The following is a 17373-nucleotide window of genomic DNA, read 5'->3' as shown; positions in this document are numbered from 1 at the left end:
ACAGGGCTTTGGCTGGATATCGAGGGTGCAGATTTTTTTTCATAAATTTTGGGTAGACAATTTTTTGTTCAAAAAATAGTCAGAAAACCCATTTTTTCACTACATGTTGTGTTTAAAGGCGTTTTTCGATAGCCCTAGACACAACTAAGCCCGACCGAGGTCGGGCTGTAAAGTCACGCTCGAGGATCAGCTGTAACGAGCGGCACCGACGTGATCTGCACCGTCCGCTGCGACTTTCGCTGCACCGGTGTGATCGAAGCCGTCGGCAGCGACTTTGGCGGCGCCAGTACGATCGAAGCCATCAGAAGCCAGTTTGCCTGCACCGACGTGATCCGAACCATCGGCAGCGAAAGACGCTGAACCGGTATGGTCGTAACCATCTGCAGCAACGGCTGCTTCGTGGGTGAAGGTGGCCGAGCCGGTGCGGTCATAACCGTCGGCGGCAAAGGTGTTTGCAGCCAGTACAGACAGGGTCAGGGCGAAGATCAGTTTGGTTTTCATGGTAGTGGCTCCAGGTTCGTTGGCGTTTTGTGCCTTGGGTGTGGAATTCATACTACGCCTGATAAATCGATTAAAAAGCGCAAATAAGTGCTTAAAACAATCGTATAAATCGATCTATAAGGTTTGGCGCTTCATCTGCCTAAACAAACTGGCGGACGGGTCAAACCGTATAAAGGGGAGCGGGTGATCAGCCGTTGGAGCAGCCGTTACCCATAACGCTGTAACGCAGGATGTGGCGTTGACCGGTGGAGTCGTCGTATTCCATTTTCATTGGAACCACTTCGCACACATTGGGGATTTCACTCATGGAGACAACTTTAGCGATGTCCAGGTGAGTGGAGTAAGTGTATTCCTCGATGGCTGGTTTTTGCTGTGCGACATCAGTCGGGACCTCGTCTGCCATGGCGGTTGCGCACAGACTGGAGAGGGCCAGAACTAATAAAGCTTTCATTTCAAATTTACCTTTTAGAGGTCGAATGGGGTCACGCAACCTTTTTGGGGTTGCGTGTGGAGCTTTAACAAGAGTCTTGGATTAACTGCCTTCGTGGGGGCTGCAACTGGGTTAATCACTTGCCTGGTTGGCGAGTTGGATTTTAGGCGCGGGTGTTGGATTCATATAGGTGGGGTTTTGATAAACACCTTTGACAGATTTCGTAACAATCGGTGTTTCCCAGCGGTAACACACGACTTGTAGCAGCTGGCGAAGCCTGCGTCCGGCTGCGAAGCAGTCGTCATTTCGGGGCATGCGGTGTGTCAGGCGAAACTGCGCTATCAGATTTCACGACTGCTTCGCAGCCGGACGCAGGCTTCGCCAGCTGCTACAAGGCGAGCGTTATTGATCTTCAGGTTTAAGTTTTCAGTGATATCGCATTCGAGGGCAAGCCTTGCTCCTACAGGCGTCGTGGCGGGCGTTTGAGGCTTATCACGATAATTTGTAGGGGCTTGTTACTACCATCGTCGAATGGTTCTATACGGCTGGCCCGGCTACAACTGGGTCATACAAAAACAACTATTTCACCGAGGTAAGAAAGATGAGTGCGGCTTCCCTGTATCCCGTTCGTCCCGAGGTAGCAGCCAACACGCTGACCGACGAGGCAACCTACAAAGCCATGTACCAGCAGTCGGTCGTCAACCCGGACGGCTTCTGGCGCGAGCAAGCCAAGCGCCTCGACTGGATCAAGCCTTTCACCACGGTGAAGCAGACTTCCTTTGACGATCACCACGTTGATATCAAATGGTTTGCCGATGGCACCCTGAACGTTTCCTACAACTGCCTCGACCGTCATCTGGCCGAGCGCGGCGATCAAATCGCGATCATTTGGGAAGGGGATGACCCTTCCGAAAGCCGCAACATCACCTACCGCGAGCTGCACGAACAAGTCTGCAAGTTTGCCAACGCCCTGCGCGGCCAGGATGTGCACCGCGGCGACGTGGTGACTATCTATATGCCGATGATCCCTGAAGCCGTGGTTGCCATGCTGGCCTGCACCCGGATCGGCGCGATTCACTCGGTGGTGTTCGGTGGTTTCTCGCCGGAAGCCCTGGCCGGTCGGATCATCGACTGCCGCTCCAAAGTGGTCATCACTGCGGATGAAGGCATTCGTGCCGGCAAGAAAATCCCGCTCAAGTCCAACGTCGACGACGCGCTGACCAACCCGGAAACCAGCAGCATCCAGAAAGTCATCGTGTGCAAGCGCACCGGTGGCGACATCAAGTGGAACCAGCATCGCGACATCTGGTTCGAAGACCTGATGAAAGTGGCGGGCAGTGTCTGCGCGCCGAAAGAGATGGGTGCCGAAGAAGCCCTGTTCATCCTCTACACCTCCGGTTCCACGGGCAAGCCGAAGGGAGTGCAGCACACCACCGCCGGTTACCTGCTGTACGCGGCGATGACCCACGAGCGCGTGTTCGACTACCGTCCAGGTGAAGTCTACTGGTGCACCGCCGACGTCGGCTGGGTCACTGGCCACAGCTATATTGTCTACGGCCCATTGGCCAACGGCGCGACCACGCTGCTGTTCGAAGGCGTGCCGAACTACCCGGACATCACTCGGGTGGCGAAGATCGTCGACAAGCACAAGGTCAACATCCTCTACACCGCACCGACCGCGATCCGCGCGATGATGGCGGCTGGCACTGCTGCGGTTGAAGGCGCAGACGGCAGCAGCCTGCGTCTGCTCGGTTCGGTGGGTGAGCCGATCAACCCGGAAGCCTGGGACTGGTACTACAAGAACGTCGGCAAATCCCGTTGCCCGATCGTCGATACCTGGTGGCAGACCGAAACCGGCGGCAACATGATGAGCCCGCTGCCTGGCGCTCATGCCCTCAAGCCGGGTTCTGCGGCACGTCCGTTCTTTGGCGTCGTGCCAGCGTTGGTCGACAACCTGGGCAACATCATCGAAGGCGTGGCGGAGGGCAATCTGGTAATTCTCGATTCGTGGCCAGGCCAGGCGCGTACGCTGTATGGCGATCACGACCGCTTCGTCGACACCTACTTCAAGACCTTCCGCGGCATGTACTTCACCGGCGACGGTGCGCGTCGTGACGAAGATGGTTACTACTGGATCACGGGTCGCGTGGACGACGTGCTCAACGTTTCCGGGCACCGTATGGGCACCGCCGAGATCGAGAGTGCGATGGTTGCACACCCGAAAGTCGCCGAGGCTGCCGTGGTTGGTGTGCCGCACGATATCAAGGGGCAGGGCATTTATGTCTATGTCACTCTGAAAAATGGTGAAGAACCGACCGAGCAGCTGCGTCTGGAGTTGAAGAACTGGGTGCGTAAAGAGATCGGGCCGATTGCTTCACCCGATGTGATCCAGTGGGCACCGGGGCTGCCGAAGACGCGTTCGGGCAAGATCATGCGCCGGATTCTGCGCAAGATTGCGACGGCTGAGTACGATGGGTTGGGTGATATTTCGACCCTGGCGGACCCAGGTGTGGTGCAGCATTTGATTGATACGCATAAGACGATGAATGTGGCTTAACCGCCTTCTCTGAGTCAGTAAAACCCCCATCCGGTGTTGTGCCGGATGGGTTTTTTTTGTCTGGGGTTTTTGTGGGGGCTGTTCGGGCCTCATCGCTAGCAGGCTAGCTCCCACAAGGATCTCCAGTGGATTCAAAATCTGAGTCCAGCGCATGTCCCCCTGTGGGGGCTAGCCTGCTAGCGATGGCGATCAGTCAGACGCTAGACGAACATCAGCCAATAATTATCGGCATCCCCTGTCATCCTTTTCCTACTGTTACCCGCCACCCTTGGAGTAACTAAATGTGTAACCGCTCGCGCCGATACGGGGCATTGAGAAACGCAAAGCCCCATGCTTGGGCGTCTCCAGCCCCTCTGAAAAATAAGACACCACGCTACGCTTGCCGGATTAGAAGGGTTTGCCAATAATAGGCCCGCAATTTGCAGCATGGATCGGTTCACTGTCTTTTGCTCCTGCATGAAAATGCAGGGCTGTCAACGTGCCCAAGCGGCTTTCTCGGTGCTTCTGTAATTTGTTGTCGCATTGAAGAAATATCGGCTTCGGGCCTGTCGTTAGAATGCCGATCACTCGCTCGTCGTTGCGTGCGTTGAAAATAACGTGTGTTACACAAGACGCAGCAATCGCTTTCCGGTTTTACTCACTCGCATATTGGGCTGTCGCTCACTCTGCCTTTTAGCCCTTTACCGATGGAGTCCCAAGATGAAGAAACTCGTGCTGCTTGGCGCCCTGGCACTGTCCGTGCTGTCCCTGCCAACCTTCGCCGATGAAAAGCCTCTGAAAATTGGTATCGAAGCGGCTTACCCTCCGTTTGCTTCCAAAGCACCGGACGGCAGCATCGTTGGTTTCGACTACGACATCGGCAACGCTCTGTGCGAGCAGATGCAGGTCAAATGTGTGTGGGTCGAGCAAGAGTTCGACGGTCTGATCCCGGCCTTGAAAGTACGCAAGATCGACGCGATCCTGTCGTCCATGTCGATCACTGAAGATCGCAAGAAATCCGTGGACTTCACCAACAAGTACTACAACACTCCGGCTCGCCTGGTCATGAAGGCTGGCACTCAGGTCAGCGAAGGCCTGACCGAGCTCAAGGGCAAGAACATCGGTGTGCAACGTGGTTCGATCCACGAGCGTTTCGCTCGTGAAGTCCTGGCCCCGCTGGGTGCTGAAATCAAGCCGTACGGCTCGCAGAACGAAATCTACCTCGACGTGGCTGCCGGTCGCCTCGACGGCACCGTGGCTGACGCCACTTTGCTGGACGACGGTTTCCTGAAAACCGACGCTGGCAAAGGTTTCGCGTTTGTCGGCCCTGCCTTCACCGACGTCAAATACTTCGGCGACGGCGTCGGCATCGCTGTGCGCAAAGGCGACGCGCTGAAAGACAAGATCAACACCGCGATCACGGCCATTCGCGAGAACGGCAAATACAAGCAAATCCAGGACAAGTACTTCGCCTTCGACATCTACGGCAAGTAACACGTCCAGGCGGCAAGTCCGAAATGGCGCAAGCAACAGGATCTCTGAGGTTTGCGCCATTTTTTCATCCCAACTTTCGAGGACCTGAATCATGTTGAAAGGCTACGGGGCTGTCATCCTCGATGGCGCATGGCTGACGCTTCAGCTCGCCTTGTCGTCCATGGCCCTGGCCATCGTTCTGGGTCTGATCGGCGTTGCGTTGCGTCTGTCTCCGGTGCGCTGGCTGGCCTGGCTGGGCGACCTGTATTCCACGGTAATCCGCGGAATTCCCGATCTGGTGCTGATCCTGCTGATTTTCTACGGTGGTCAGGACCTGCTCAACCGCGTAGCGCCGATGCTCGGCTATGACGACTACATCGACCTGAACCCGTTGGCCGCCGGTATCGGCACCCTGGGCTTCATCTTCGGTGCGTACCTGTCGGAGACCTTCCGCGGCGCGTTCATGGCGATCCCCAAAGGTCAGGCGGAAGCCGGCATGGCGTACGGCATGAGCAGTTTTCAGGTGTTCTTCCGGGTGTTGGTGCCGCAGATGATTCGTCTGGCGATTCCGGGTTTCACCAACAACTGGCTGGTACTGACCAAGGCCACCGCGCTGATTTCGGTGGTGGGTCTGCAAGACATGATGTTCAAGGCCAAGCAGGCGGCAGATGCCACTCGCGAGCCTTTCACCTTCTTCCTCGCAGTGGCGGCGATGTACCTGGTCATCACCAGTGTCTCGTTGCTGGCATTGCGTCACCTTGAGAAGCGCTACTCGGTAGGCGTAAGGGCGGCTGATCTATGATCTTCGACTACAACGTCATTTGGGAGGCCTTGCCGCTGTACCTCGGCGGCCTGGTGACCACCCTCAAACTGCTCGCGCTGTCGCTGTTTTTCGGCCTGCTGTGCGCGTTGCCCCTGGGCTTGATGCGCGTCTCCAAGAACGCGGCCGTCAACATGACGGCGTGGCTCTACACCTACGTGATCCGCGGCACGCCGATGCTGGTGCAGCTGTTCCTGATCTACTACGGGCTGGCGCAGTTCGAAGCAGTGCGTGAAAGCTTCCTGTGGCCGTGGCTGTCCAGCGCGACGTTCTGTGCGTGCCTGGCGTTTGCGATCAACACCAGCGCCTACACCGCCGAAATCATTGCCGGCAGCCTGCGCGCCACGCCGAACGGCGAGATTGAAGCCGCCAAGGCGATGGGTATGTCGCGCTACAAGTTGTACAAGCGCATCCTGCTGCCGTCGGCCCTACGTCGTGCGCTGCCGCAATACAGCAATGAAGTGATCATGATGCTGCAGACCACCAGTCTGGCGTCCATCGTGACCCTGATCGACATCACCGGTGCCGCGCGTACCGTGAACGCCCAGTACTACTTGCCGTTCGAGGCTTACATTACCGCCGGTGTTTTCTACCTGTGCCTGACGTTCATTCTGGTGCGCCTGTTCAAAATGGCCGAGCGCCGCTGGCTGGGCTACATGGCCCCGCGGAAGCACTGATATGGAACGCATCGATCATTCATTACCGTGGAGCCACCTGGGCAGCGAACGCCAGATTTCGGTATTCCGATTTGGTAGCGGCGAGCGCAAGGCCTACATCCAGGCCAGCTTGCACGCCGATGAGCTGCCGGGAATGCGCACCGCCTGGGAGCTGAAAAAGCGCCTCACCGCACTCGAAGCCCAAGGCTTGCTGAACGGGGTGATCGAACTGGTGCCGGTGGCCAATCCACTGGGGCTGGGTCAGTTGCTTCAAGGCAATCATCAGGGGCGTTTCGAGGCGGGCAGCGGCAAGAACTTCAATCGCGATTTCGTCGAGCTGAGTGCGCCAGTCGCCGCTGAGCTGGCGGGGCGCCTGGGCGATGATCCGCACGCCAACATCCAATTGATTCGTCATGCCATGAGCGATGCGCTGGCCGCCTTGCCGCCGGCAGCGAGTCAGTTGCAAGGCATGCAGCGTGTCTTGCTCAGCCATGCCTGCACGGCCGACGTCGTGCTGGACTTGCATTGCGATGCCGAAGCGGCGCTGCACATGTACGCCTTGCCGCAACACTGGCCGCAATGGCGCTCGCTGGCCGCGCACCTGGGTGTGAAGGTGGGGCTGTTGGCGGAAGATTCCGGCGGCAGTTCGTTCGACGAGGCTTGCTCGCTGCCCTGGTTGCGACTCTCGCGTCTGTTCCCGGATGCGCAGATTCCACTGGCGTGCCTGGCGACTACCATTGAATTGGGTGGTCAGGCCGACACCGGTCGCCACGAGGCGCAGGCTTACGCTGAGGGCATACTGGCGTTCCTCGCCGAGCAGGGCTTGATCAGCGGTGAGTGGCCAGCGCCTGCTCAGGAGGCGTGCGAAGGCATGCCGTTCGAGGGCACCGAATTGTTGTTCGCGCCGCACCCTGGGGTGATCAGCTTTTTGCGCCGGCCCGGTGAATGGATCGAAGCCGGCGACGAGATTTTCGAAGTGATCGATCCGTTATCGGATCAGGTCAGCACGGTGTGTGCTGGTACGTCCGGGGTGCTGTTTGCCATTGAACGGCTGCGTTATGCCCAACCCGGTTTCTGGCTGGCCAAGGTGGCGGGGCGCGAAGCGCTGCGTCACGGGCGCTTGCTCAACGACTGACTGACTGTTTTTGTGAGAACCGACCGCATGTACAAACTTGAAGTCCAAGACCTGCATAAACGCTATGGCAGTCACGAAGTGCTCAAGGGCGTGTCCCTGAAAGCGGCGGCTGGCGATGTGATCAGCATCATCGGCTCCAGTGGCTCCGGCAAAAGTACTTTCCTGCGCTGCATCAACCTGCTGGAGCAGCCGCACGCGGGCCGCATTCTGCTCAATAACGAAGAGCTCAAACTGGTGGCGAACAAGGACGGCGCTATGAAAGCGGCCGATCCGAAACAGTTGCAACGCATGCGTTCGCGCCTGTCGATGGTGTTCCAGCATTTCAATCTGTGGTCGCACATGACCGCGATGGAAAACATCATGGAAGCGCCGGTCCACGTACTTGGCATGTCCAAGGCCGAAGCCCGCGAGAAGGCCGAGCACTACCTGAACAAGGTGGGCGTGGCGCATCGCAAGGACGCTTATCCGGGCCACATGTCCGGCGGCGAACAACAGCGTGTGGCGATTGCCCGTGCCTTGGCGATGGAACCGGAAGTGATGCTGTTCGACGAACCGACTTCGGCCCTCGATCCGGAACTGGTCGGTGACGTGTTGAAGGTGATGCAGGCCCTGGCGCTGGAAGGCCGGACCATGGTGGTGGTGACGCACGAAATGGGCTTCGCCCGTGAGGTGTCCAACCAGTTGGTGTTCCTGCATAAAGGCATCGTCGAAGAAAGTGGTAATCCTCGCGAAGTGCTGGTCAATCCACAGTCCGAGCGTTTGCAGCAGTTCCTGTCGGGCAGCCTCAAGTAATCAGGGCTGCCGTTGTGCACCTGGATGGTGCATGCTTCGCAACCTGAAGGCTGGCCCGGATAACCCTGTAGGAGCTGCCGAAGGCTGCGATCTTTTGATCTTGTTTTTAAAATCAAAAGATCGCAGCCTCGTTTCACTCGACAGTTCCTACAGTAGATTGCCGCTGGTTTTGAGAACTGCGTTCACTTTCGGGCTAGCATTGGCCCGTGCCTTCATCACTGTTTTCGTTTCGGATTGCCCGCCATGACTGCCCATCGAATTGGTTTCCTGATTTGGCCCAGCACTAAAGCACTGACGCTTGCGCTGGCTGAGGAGGCCTTGCGTGTTGCCCAGCGTGTGCATCCGGACGTTGTCTACGAACTGTCGTTCCTGCAGGCCGAACCGCCTGCTGAAGGTGCCTGGCAATTGCCGGGTGAACCTTGGGCCGGCAAGCTGGAAAATTTCCAGAAGCTGTTTCTGCTCGCCGACGAGCCGCCGACCACACTCGCGCCGGCGCTCAGCAGTTCGCTGAAACAACTGGTGCGAGCCGGTTGTGTGATTGGTGGTTTGTCCGCCGGTGTCTATCCGTTGGCGCAACTCGGTTTGCTCGATGGTTATCGCGCTGCGGTGCATTGGCGTTGGCAGGATGATTTCGCCGAGCGATTCCCGAAAGTCATTGCCACCAGCCATCTGTTCGACTGGGATCGCGATCGCCTGACTGCCTGTGGTGGTCTGTCCGTACTCGATCTGTTGTTGGCCGTGCTGGCCCGGGATCACGGTGCGGAACTGGCCGGGGCGGTCTCTGAAGAACTGGTGGTCGAACGCATTCGCGAGGGCGGCGAGCGCCAACGCATTCCATTGCAGAACCGCTTGGGCTCCAGTCATCCGAAGCTCACCCAGGCGGTGTTGCTGATGGAAGCTAACATCGAAGAACCGCTGACCACCGACGAAATCGCCCAGCATGTGTGCGTGTCCCGTCGGCAACTGGAGCGGATCTTCAAGCAGTACCTCAACCGTGTGCCGAGCCAGTATTACCTGGAACTGCGCCTGAACAAGGCCCGGCAGATGTTGATGCAAACCAGCAAGTCGATCATCCAGATCGGCCTGTCGTGTGGCTTCTCCTCGGGGCCGCATTTCTCCAGCGCCTACCGCAACTTCTTCGGCGCCACACCGCGCGAAGATCGCAACCAGCGGCGCAGCAGCAGTCCGTTTGAATTGTCGTCGGTGCCTTCCGAGCGCGGCTAGTCGCTAGCGCAAAAGACCGTGGAATGACGTCCACGGCCTTGGTGCTCAAGTGATCCTTCAGCTTTCCATATCAACGTCAGGTGCAATGTCACCAGGGCGCGGCATCCCCGTAACGGCGGCGATGCCCAGCGTGTTCCCCGTATCGTGGAAGTGAGCCGCGACGCGTTCCAGGCTTCGTGCGGAGAGTGGGTTGCCACTGAAGTAGAAGTGTTCCGTGTTGTCGGGATTGGCTTCCAGCAACTCGATGGGCATGTCAGTGATGGCGTTGTTGGAAAGGTCAGCGTTCATTAAACCTGTGCTGTTGAACAATCCGATGGGCACTTCGGTGAGCCCGGTGTTGTTCAGGTCCAGTGTGAACAAGTCCCGCATGTTGCTCAGGTTGGGCGTCAGGCCTAGCGGGTTGTTTCTGAGATTCAAGCTGTCGAGATTTTCCATTCCATTGAGTGCATTGAGGGTTGGCCGGGTCAGGGTGATGCGGCAGTTGGGCAGGCTCAGAGCCGTCAGTCTTTTCATCTTGAAGACGGCCTCAGGCAGGTTGTCCAGTTGGTAACCCCGCATGCCAAGGCTTTCCAGGTTGGGGAAATACTCAGAAACCGGCTTGCCCTTGGCGCGATGGCCCCCGGGCTCCTCAGGTAGAGTTCACTGACATGAGGGAATTGGGTCGTAAGAACAGGCAAGTCGCCGATGATCGCCAGATCGGATGTAAAGCTGTGTTCGCCCATGGCTGCACCGTCTGCCGATATCTGCCGCCAGCACCGTTCCAGGCTGTCCTTGAATTTCATTCTTTTGTATTGCTCTTGCAGCAGAGGCACTGACCCCAGCGGCTCACCCGTGACGGGGTCGTCAGGGATATCGGTCATCCACACGGCAAGGTCGCGGCTCATGGTGTCAAACTCGGCCCGTTTACGTGCCAGTTCGATACGTCCATCAGCCAGCGTACCGGGCAGTCGATAGATGTACTCGCTTGCCTGGTCGTTGCTCAAACTCGGGTATAGGTCTTTTACTTGATCGATATCGGCTTGATCGGCCAGTACGCCCAGGTCCAATCCGGTGCGTCGGTGATAGCTTTTTACCCGCTCCAGGGTCATTTCGGACAGCGGGTTGCGGCCAAAATCAAACCCATCGCCAGCCTCGGTGGACAGGGTGTAGATGTCGAGCGGGATGTCGGTTATCCGGTTATTGCTCAGGATGGCAGTTTGAAGTCGAGGATGATTCGACCAGCCATCGGGTACATGGTCTATTCCAGTACTGGACAGGTCGATAAACGTCAACGCTGGCATTGCGGTAACGTCCGGAACGTTGCCCAGTGGGTTATTGAACAGGTCCAGCATATCCAGGCGAGCGAGCGAGGAAAGTATGGCCTGTCCCTCGGCCCCGAGTACGACGCGACAATCGCTTAATATCAGTTTTTCGAGAAACGGCATGCCGGTGATCGACCGAGGTATGCGATCCAGGGCGAAGTCGCGTAATTCCAGATGCTGTAAGCCCGTAAAACATTCAAGGAAGCGGGAAGAGACATTCAACGCGTTGTTGCCGTTGAAGGCCAGTGCCGAGACATGGCTGAAATCGGTTGTCAGCGCTGGCGTTTCACCAATAAAGGCCAGGTCTGCAATGAACGAGTCTGCCCTCAAGTCTGACCTGCCTACCAGTCTTTGGCGCCAGAATTGCTCGAGTTTTTGGCTGAACTCGACTCGCTCGGTGCGCTCTGCGGTCATTTCAAGGGTGCTTAAAGGGGCACCGGACAACGGGTTATGCGAGGGAACGTCATCATTCCAGGCCCTGAGGTCGCTGGTTAGACGGGAGATTTCTGTTTCCCATTGGGAGAGCCGGGTGCGACCGTCTTCCAGTGTTCCGGCTAACGTGTAAATCACATGACTGGCGTCTTCGGTGTCCAGTCCTGGAAACAGTGCGCGTGCGCGATTGATGTCGGCCTGCTCGGCCAATACGGCGAAGTCTTTTCCTTTTTTTGCATAGTAGGCCTTTATCCGTTCTCGGCTGATTGAAGACAACGGGTTGTTGGCGAGGTTAATACCCTCGGCGAAATCAAGGTCAAGATCGAAGAAATCGTCGGGCAGTTCGGTTATTCGGTTGCCATTGAAAATGGCGGTTCCTAGATGTTGACGGCTGGTTAATCCATTCGGCAGTTCGCTGATTCCGGTATTGGACAGTTGAATGTTGTTCAGTAACGGCAGGTTTCCTATATCGGGAGCGATCATCAGTGGGTTGTCACTGAGATTCAGGACTTCGAGCTCGCGAAGAGATGAAAGTGCTGCCTGACCCGCTGGGGTGAGTGCCAATCGGCAATTGCTTAAATTCAGCTCCTTGAGGGTGGGCATGTTTGTGATGGCTTGGGGCACCTGGTTGAGCGCGAAGTTACGCATCTCCAGTCGTTGCAAATTCGGGAAGAGGTCGAGGAATGGGCCGGTGGCAAGGATTGCTTGATTGCCATCGAGGGTGAGGGTGGACACATGGCCGAAATCCGCTGTCAGCAGTGGCAGGTCACCTGAGAATGTCAGGCTGGCTGCGAAATGGTCATCGCGCATCCGGGACATCTCTGGTCGACGGCGCCAGAATTGCTCAAGTTTTTGCCCGAACGCTGACCTCGATGCGTATTGCTCGTATAGCTGTGGGGCAGTAAACGCCTCACCGGTGACGGGATGTTGGTCAGGAACCCGAGGTGCCCATGCCGTCAGGTCTGCGGTCAGTTTGCTCAGTTCTGCTCTCCAGCGCAGCAGTTGGCGGCGGCTATCTTGCAGTGTGCCGGGCAAGTCATAGATCGCATCGCTGGCGTCCTGTGAGTCCAGCGCTGGGAAAAGCGTTTTCATCATATCGATGTCGGCTGGGTCGGCTGTCACCCCAAAGTCTTGTCCGGTTTCACGGAAATACGTTTTTATCCGTTCCCGGGTCGCTGACGATAATGGGTTGTCGGCGAAATCAAACCCGTCGCTGCGGTTGGCGGGAAGCGTGAAAAGGGCCTCGGGCAGTTCGGTAATCAGGTTGCCATTGAAAATGGCAGTGCTCAGGTTTGCATGTTCCGCCAGACCGACGGGAACGTTGGAAATGCGGGTGTTGGACAGGTCGATATACTTCAATGCCGGCAGCGAAGTGACATCGGGTGTCGCACCTAATGGGCTGTTAGTCAGTTCCAGCGTATCCAGGTGGGGCAATGAGGACAGTGCTGTTTGCCCCGTGCGATTCAATACCACGCCGCAATCGTCCAGTATCAAAGTGTTGAGCTGCGGCATGCGGGTGATTGCCTGGGGCACCTGTTCCAGCGCAAATTTACGCAAACCCAGGTGCCGCAGATTCGGGAAGCGCTGCAGGAATGGAGTCGTTGCAGAAATGGCGGTGTTGCCGGTCAGGCTCAGGTAGGAAACATGATTGAAATCCGCGGTCACTGCCGGCATGTCCCCCATGAATTCCAGTGTCATGACCATCTGGTCGTTCAATCTGCTGCGCCATGCCTGGTCCAATTGTTGCCTGAAGCGTTCCCTTGCAAGCTGTTCACCGACTTGTTCATTGATGCTCAGGGTTTGGCCTGTCGACGGTGCGCGTTCAGGAACGTTTCGGGCCCACTGCGCAAGGTCGTTGTTTAACCGAAGAATCTCGGTTTCCCAACTCCCAAGCTGGTTTCGACCTTGAGCCAGAGTTCCTGGTAAACGATACAGAAGGTCAGTCGCCTGATAGGCGTTCAGCTCTGGAAACAGGTTAATCGCGCGATCGATATCCGCTTGCTCGGCCAAGACCCCGAAGTGGCTTGCGGTTTGATTGTAGTGAGTTTTTATTCGCGCCCGAGTAGCGGCCGACAATGGGTTGTTTGCAAAATCCAATCCGTGGGTACGATTGCTGGATGCCGTGAAAAGCGCGGCGGGCAGGTCAGTTATCTGGTTGCCGTCAAATCGGCCCACGATAAATTGCGGATGATCCAGCAGACCGATCGGCAGTGCAGTGAGGCCCGTATTGGCGAGATTGAGGTGATTCAAGGAGCGCATGCCCCGAATGTCAGGGGTAATCGCCAACGGATTGTCCTGCAGATCCAGCAGAGAGAGCTCGGATAACGAAGCGAGCAATTGCTGGTTGGCCGGGGAGAGTGTGATGCCGCAGTTGCGCACGACCAGTTGCCGAAGTATCGGCATAGAAAGGATGGAAACAGGCAGGTCCGGCAAGGGGATGTGTTGAACGTCCAGGAACATCAACCCGGGGAAATTCTGTAAAAACGGCTCGAAACCCAGGGTGCTGGCGCTGCCATTGATCGTCAGAGCGGCAATATGACTGAAGTCGGCGTTCAGAGCGGGGAGATCGCCCACTATCGGCTCCGTCAGGTAGAGCGTGTAGCCGGCACGCCCACGTGTTTCCCTGCGCCAGGCCTGTTGGATAGCGTCCTTGAGCAGCCTGCGATTGCGCAGTGCTGCACGGCGCTGGTCTGCTGTCAGCGCGAGCCCGCTCTCGGGGTCGACAGGCGGTATCTCGTTTGCCCAGCGATGCAGGTCAATTCTGAGTCGGGTGTATTCATTGCCCAGGCGGGACAGTTCACCGCGTACCCCTGCCGGGTGATTCTGCAGCCTGGAAATCAATGCTTCGACTTCGGCGGGGGTATGCCGGGGATATAGTTCTCGCACCCTGTCTTCTAGCGTGAAAGTTGGCTCGCTCCTGTGGGTTCGCACAGTTCGCGAGAGTCGTCGATAACCGTCCAGTCCCACCAAGCGCAGGGTGTCTATGACCGGTACTGCAACGTCAGGAAGCGACATTGCCAATCGAAGTTCGCTTCGCGCCATAGGGCGCTCGCGAATCGCACTTTTCAGCGCGGCTCCCTGGCCGATCTGGATGCCCACGGCTTGGCGCTCTGAGTCTGGCAGTGCGTTCAGGACACTGGAGTAGAAGTCGGTTGCCGAATGCAGTTGCTGACCGCGGTCATCGTAGGGTTGATAGGTGCCGTCATTTTGTCGCACCAGGACTTTTTGTGCGGGGGCGTCTGCGCGTCCGGTGCTGTCGAGCATCGGGCCTTCGTAATGCTGGTCGCGGATCTCGATGCGGACTTCGCCGGTCCAGCCGGGCAAGCGTTGCAGGCTGTGCAGTGCCAGGGTGTCGGTGTCCGGATTGCTGACGCAATCCAGTTCCAGCCCTTCATAAGCCCGGGTGAGGCGTACTTCCTGATTGGCCCGTTGAGCGAGGTCTTGTTGGCGCTGGGGCAATTGCCCTTCGCTGATCTGTATCAGCTCATCACCGGTGGCGGTGTTGAGTAGCTCCCGCGTGATGCTGACCGGCAGCTGTGGGTCGTATTGGGTGATGGGCTGCGCCAGCGGGTCTTCGAGTCGTTCAAGTGCCCGGTAACGTGATTCGAACATGGGCGTTCGTTTTTGCCAGGCGAGCTCGACCAGTTGTTTTCTCAACGTTCGAGCGCGGATTTGCAGTGCTGGAGTCGGACCGCCGAACTCTTCTCCGAGCAGCGCTTTGGCTTGGCTTTCGTCAAGCGCAAGCAGCAGCGTTTTGAGCAGGTCGCCGTCGATCAGGCTGTCTTGATGAATGTCTGTCAAAGGCAGGGTTTGATTGGTCGAGGATTCCCAAACGATTTCCCCCTGTTGATCTACAAAACGCAGTCGTTGGTTCGTTGGCCATCGGCCTTGATCCGTCAGCAGTTGCAGCTGAGTCACCGGATCAGCGCTGAGGTAGTGCTCGGGCAGCTCACTGTCCAGTTGCTCGACAAAAAGTTTAAGGTCCTGATCGATCTTGAAACGCTTGATGGTGTCGGCCAGCAAGGGCGGTAGCGGTTCCTGATTGACGTGCATTTTGCGCAGCGCATCTTCGCTGTAGCCGCTGACTTGCAGAATTGTCTCGAGTTGTTCGGGGGTGAACGATTCAACGGTATGGCCGAGGCGGCGCAAGGCCGTAGGCTTGTCCCATGCCAGCGGTTGTTCGAGCTCGGTGTGCCAGGCGCCGTCACCGTTGTGCCGCACCGTCGGTGTGTAGGCGTCAGGCCGGGTGGGGTGTTCAATCTGGTAGCTGCCGGGGAGCGCACTTTCGTTCACGGCAAAGTGGGCGTCTTCGAGGGGCAGCAGCTGTTTTCCCTGGTGTTGATGAAGACCCAGTTCGTTGGGTTTGGAATCCTTTGCGGGGATGGATTGCTGCTCGTAGTTCTTCAGCTCCGGTTCCCAGTAGCGGGTTTGGCCGTTGGGTAGCCTAACCGGTTTGAAACGGTCGATGAACGCGACGATTTCTTTGGGCAACACCTTGCGGAACTCCCCGGCGCCGATGGCCGCGCCTGCGGCAAACACCCCCAGTTGGACCAGTGATTCGACGGTGCCCATGAAGTGCTCGAACGCCTCGCGGGTTCGACCTTGTGCCCACTCGATGATCCCTTCGAAGGCTTCGTCGAGCAGTTGATAAGCCATGTAAGCCATCATTGCTTCACCCAGCACGGGCACGAACGGCGCAATGATAAAGGCGGCGGTCTGGATAATCGACGAGGCGATGTTGATCAGTGAGTCCCACAAAGCCCAACGGGCTTTCTGGTCGACGGCGGCGGTGGGGACAGCGATGACGCGAGCGTCGTTGAGAATCTTGTTGAGCCTGGCCTGATACAGGTGCTGCCACAGGTTGTCATTGAACGGCACAAAGGCAGTCTGCAGGTTGGGCCGGTCGAGGGGCATTTCCCGCCAGGTCGGCGCTGAGCTTCCAGCCACGGGCGGGTGCCATTTCACTTTGCTCAGGCGGTCATTGAGGCTGGCGAAGAAAAACCCGCGTTGCTCGTGGTTCACGAATCGGCTGAAGAAGTGCTGGTAATCCTTGGAACGCAATTGACGGGTCAGTTCGATGACCATGTCGAGCGCCGAGGCGTATTCCTTGATCGGATGCTCGGGGTCGTCCGGAACGTAGGCGACAACACGTGCCGTTGTTTGAATCCGATCCAGGTCAGGGGCAAACACGACGATACCGGTGAGGGGCGCGGACATCATGGTCAGGTCATGACAGAGCACCGACTGGCCATTGAGCCGCATGCCTTGCAGTCCATCGAGCAACCCTTCGATCAGGCGCGAGTAGTTCGGTGTGATGTCACCGGTCATCCGCGCCCATTGCAGGGCGGCTTTCAACGCGGCTTTTTGGCTGGCGTCGACCTGAAGCCGCAACGCCGAGGCGGCGGTCGGGTTGGAAAAGCCGAGGTTGTCTTCGAGGTAGCTTGTGTATTGGCGGCCGATGTCCAGCTCCCGGCACAGTTTGGTAAACGCCGGGATGCTCATCTGGGCCTTGATCAAAGGCAGGGTGTCGAACTGGCCTGTCGAAGAGGGCTGGGTGATGTAGGTCGAATCGGATTCGTAGGCGCTGCCCTGGGTTTCCGTCTCTTCGAAATTATGCAGCGCGGCGTCCAGCAATGAGACGGTCCAGGCGCGGGTGCCGGTCTTGACCGGAAACCACGGCGTAGTTGCCGGAACGTACAGGCGCAGGAAGGTTGTTTTAACGTCAAGGTCCAGGCCGAAGCGACGTTTCAAGGCGGCTCTGAGCAAAGGTTCGGCGAAGGCGTTAACGTCTTGCAGGTGTGCGAGGGTTTTGTCGACCTCACTTTGTGCAGTCCAGTGTTCGGCGTTGAGTGCCATCAGCTGTTGATGCTGGGCGACCGGTGCAGCTTTGAGAAGGTCGAGCAGTTGGGGCTGAGTGTTTTTCAGGGCCAGGCGTCTTGAGGGCGAGGCGTTGCCGAGCCAGTGGGGCATTGAATTTTGGAGGTGTTGATAGTGGCTGTCGGGGTGCTGCGATTCGTTCGTGTCGCTTGCGGCCGTGGGTTGCCATCCTTCAGACAGTTGCATCGTGCCAATC

Annotated in this window: 12 protein-coding genes; 8 read left to right on the top strand and 4 right to left on the bottom strand. The window is 57.6% G+C overall.

All coding sequences use genetic code 11. From position 1 onward, the window contains the following. Nucleotides 1-186: 186 nt before the first annotated feature. Complete coding sequence (locus tag ACA063_RS22470; RefSeq protein WP_497663420.1) at nt 187-501, bottom strand: hypothetical protein; 315 nt, start codon at nt 499-501, stop codon at nt 187-189. Nucleotides 502-688: 187 nt separating this feature from the next. Then, nucleotides 689-952: a DUF2790 domain-containing protein gene (locus ACA063_RS22465; RefSeq protein WP_497663419.1), complete on the bottom strand. Its 264-nt coding sequence runs from the start codon at nt 950-952 to the stop codon at nt 689-691. 580 nt (nt 953-1532) lie between these two features. On the opposite strand from ACA063_RS22465, the gene acs reads away from it, so the two are divergent. The 8 genes from acs to argR all read left to right on the top strand — a co-directional run bounded on the left by acs (nt 1533) and on the right by argR (nt 9567). Then, nucleotides 1533-3488 (top strand): acetate--CoA ligase, encoded by a 1956-nt coding sequence (gene acs, locus ACA063_RS22460; RefSeq protein ID WP_162438694.1) that lies wholly within the window; start codon nt 1533-1535, stop codon nt 3486-3488. 699 nt (nt 3489-4187) lie between these two features. Then, the gene (locus ACA063_RS22455; protein WP_162438695.1) at nt 4188-4961 is read left to right on the top strand and encodes an ABC transporter substrate-binding protein; all 774 of its coding nucleotides are present in this window, start codon (nt 4188-4190) and stop codon (nt 4959-4961) included. A 91-nt stretch (nt 4962-5052) separates the two neighbouring features. Further along, the gene (locus tag ACA063_RS22450) at nt 5053-5742 is read left to right on the top strand and encodes an ABC transporter permease (RefSeq protein ID WP_007951063.1); all 690 of its coding nucleotides are present in this window, start codon (nt 5053-5055) and stop codon (nt 5740-5742) included. After that, nucleotides 5739-6437 (top strand): ABC transporter permease, encoded by a 699-nt coding sequence (locus ACA063_RS22445; protein ID WP_497663418.1) that lies wholly within the window; start codon nt 5739-5741, stop codon nt 6435-6437. The genes ACA063_RS22450 and ACA063_RS22445 overlap by 4 nt, the downstream gene beginning before the upstream one ends. A gap of 1 nt (nt 6438) precedes the next feature. Then, entirely contained in the window at nt 6439-7551 is a 1113-nt protein-coding gene (locus ACA063_RS22440; protein ID WP_497663417.1) for a M14 family metallopeptidase, read from the top strand. Between the two features lie 27 nt (nt 7552-7578). After that, on the top strand, nt 7579-8343 hold the full coding sequence (locus tag ACA063_RS22435; RefSeq protein WP_497663416.1) for an ABC transporter ATP-binding protein: 765 nt from the start codon (nt 7579-7581) through the stop codon (nt 8341-8343). Between the two features lie 31 nt (nt 8344-8374). After that, a complete protein-coding gene (locus tag ACA063_RS22430) occupies nt 8375-8590 on the top strand; it encodes a hypothetical protein (protein ID WP_497663415.1) in 216 nt (71 codons plus the stop codon). Then, entirely contained in the window at nt 8587-9567 is a 981-nt protein-coding gene (gene argR, locus ACA063_RS22425; protein ID WP_497663414.1) for a transcriptional regulator ArgR, read from the top strand. Before ACA063_RS22430 ends, argR begins: the two co-directional genes overlap by 4 nt. Nucleotides 9568-9624: 57 nt before the next feature. Here argR and ACA063_RS22420 read toward each other — a convergent pair whose 3' ends face one another. Then, nucleotides 9625-10125, bottom strand: coding sequence for a leucine-rich repeat domain-containing protein (locus ACA063_RS22420; protein ID WP_497663413.1), 501 nt, complete (start codon nt 10123-10125; stop codon nt 9625-9627). Next, nucleotides 10077-17363 carry a dermonecrotic toxin domain-containing protein gene (locus ACA063_RS22415; protein WP_497663412.1) on the bottom strand — a complete coding sequence of 2429 codons (7287 nt, stop codon included), beginning with the start codon at nt 17361-17363 and terminating at the stop codon, nt 10077-10079. Before ACA063_RS22415 ends, ACA063_RS22420 begins: the two co-directional genes overlap by 49 nt. Nucleotides 17364-17373 lie beyond the last annotated feature (10 nt).

The organism is Pseudomonas sp. LBUM1643 (assembly GCF_059716215.1).
The sequence above is the reverse complement of the archived record's forward strand: the minus strand, read 5'-3'. Positions and strand labels throughout refer to the sequence as shown.

Coding starts and splice junctions, on each gene's coding strand:
- ACA063_RS22430 (WP_497663415.1), top strand. CDS start 8,375: ATGCTTCGCAACCTGAAGGCTGGCCCGGATAACCCTGTAGGAGCTGCC.
- ACA063_RS22465 (WP_497663419.1), bottom strand. CDS start 952: ATGAAAGCTTTATTAGTTCTGGCCCTCTCCAGTCTGTGCGCAACCGCC.
- ACA063_RS22455 (WP_162438695.1), top strand. CDS start 4,188: ATGAAGAAACTCGTGCTGCTTGGCGCCCTGGCACTGTCCGTGCTGTCC.
- argR (WP_497663414.1), top strand. CDS start 8,587: ATGACTGCCCATCGAATTGGTTTCCTGATTTGGCCCAGCACTAAAGCA.
- ACA063_RS22435 (WP_497663416.1), top strand. CDS start 7,579: ATGTACAAACTTGAAGTCCAAGACCTGCATAAACGCTATGGCAGTCAC.
- ACA063_RS22470 (WP_497663420.1), bottom strand. CDS start 501: ATGAAAACCAAACTGATCTTCGCCCTGACCCTGTCTGTACTGGCTGCA.
- ACA063_RS22415 (WP_497663412.1), bottom strand. CDS start 17,363: ATGCAACTGTCTGAAGGATGGCAACCCACGGCCGCAAGCGACACGAAC.
- acs (WP_162438694.1), top strand. CDS start 1,533: ATGAGTGCGGCTTCCCTGTATCCCGTTCGTCCCGAGGTAGCAGCCAAC.
- ACA063_RS22440 (WP_497663417.1), top strand. CDS start 6,439: ATGGAACGCATCGATCATTCATTACCGTGGAGCCACCTGGGCAGCGAA.
- ACA063_RS22445 (WP_497663418.1), top strand. CDS start 5,739: ATGATCTTCGACTACAACGTCATTTGGGAGGCCTTGCCGCTGTACCTC.
- ACA063_RS22450 (WP_007951063.1), top strand. CDS start 5,053: ATGTTGAAAGGCTACGGGGCTGTCATCCTCGATGGCGCATGGCTGACG.
- ACA063_RS22420 (WP_497663413.1), bottom strand. CDS start 10,125: ATGCGGGGTTACCAACTGGACAACCTGCCTGAGGCCGTCTTCAAGATG.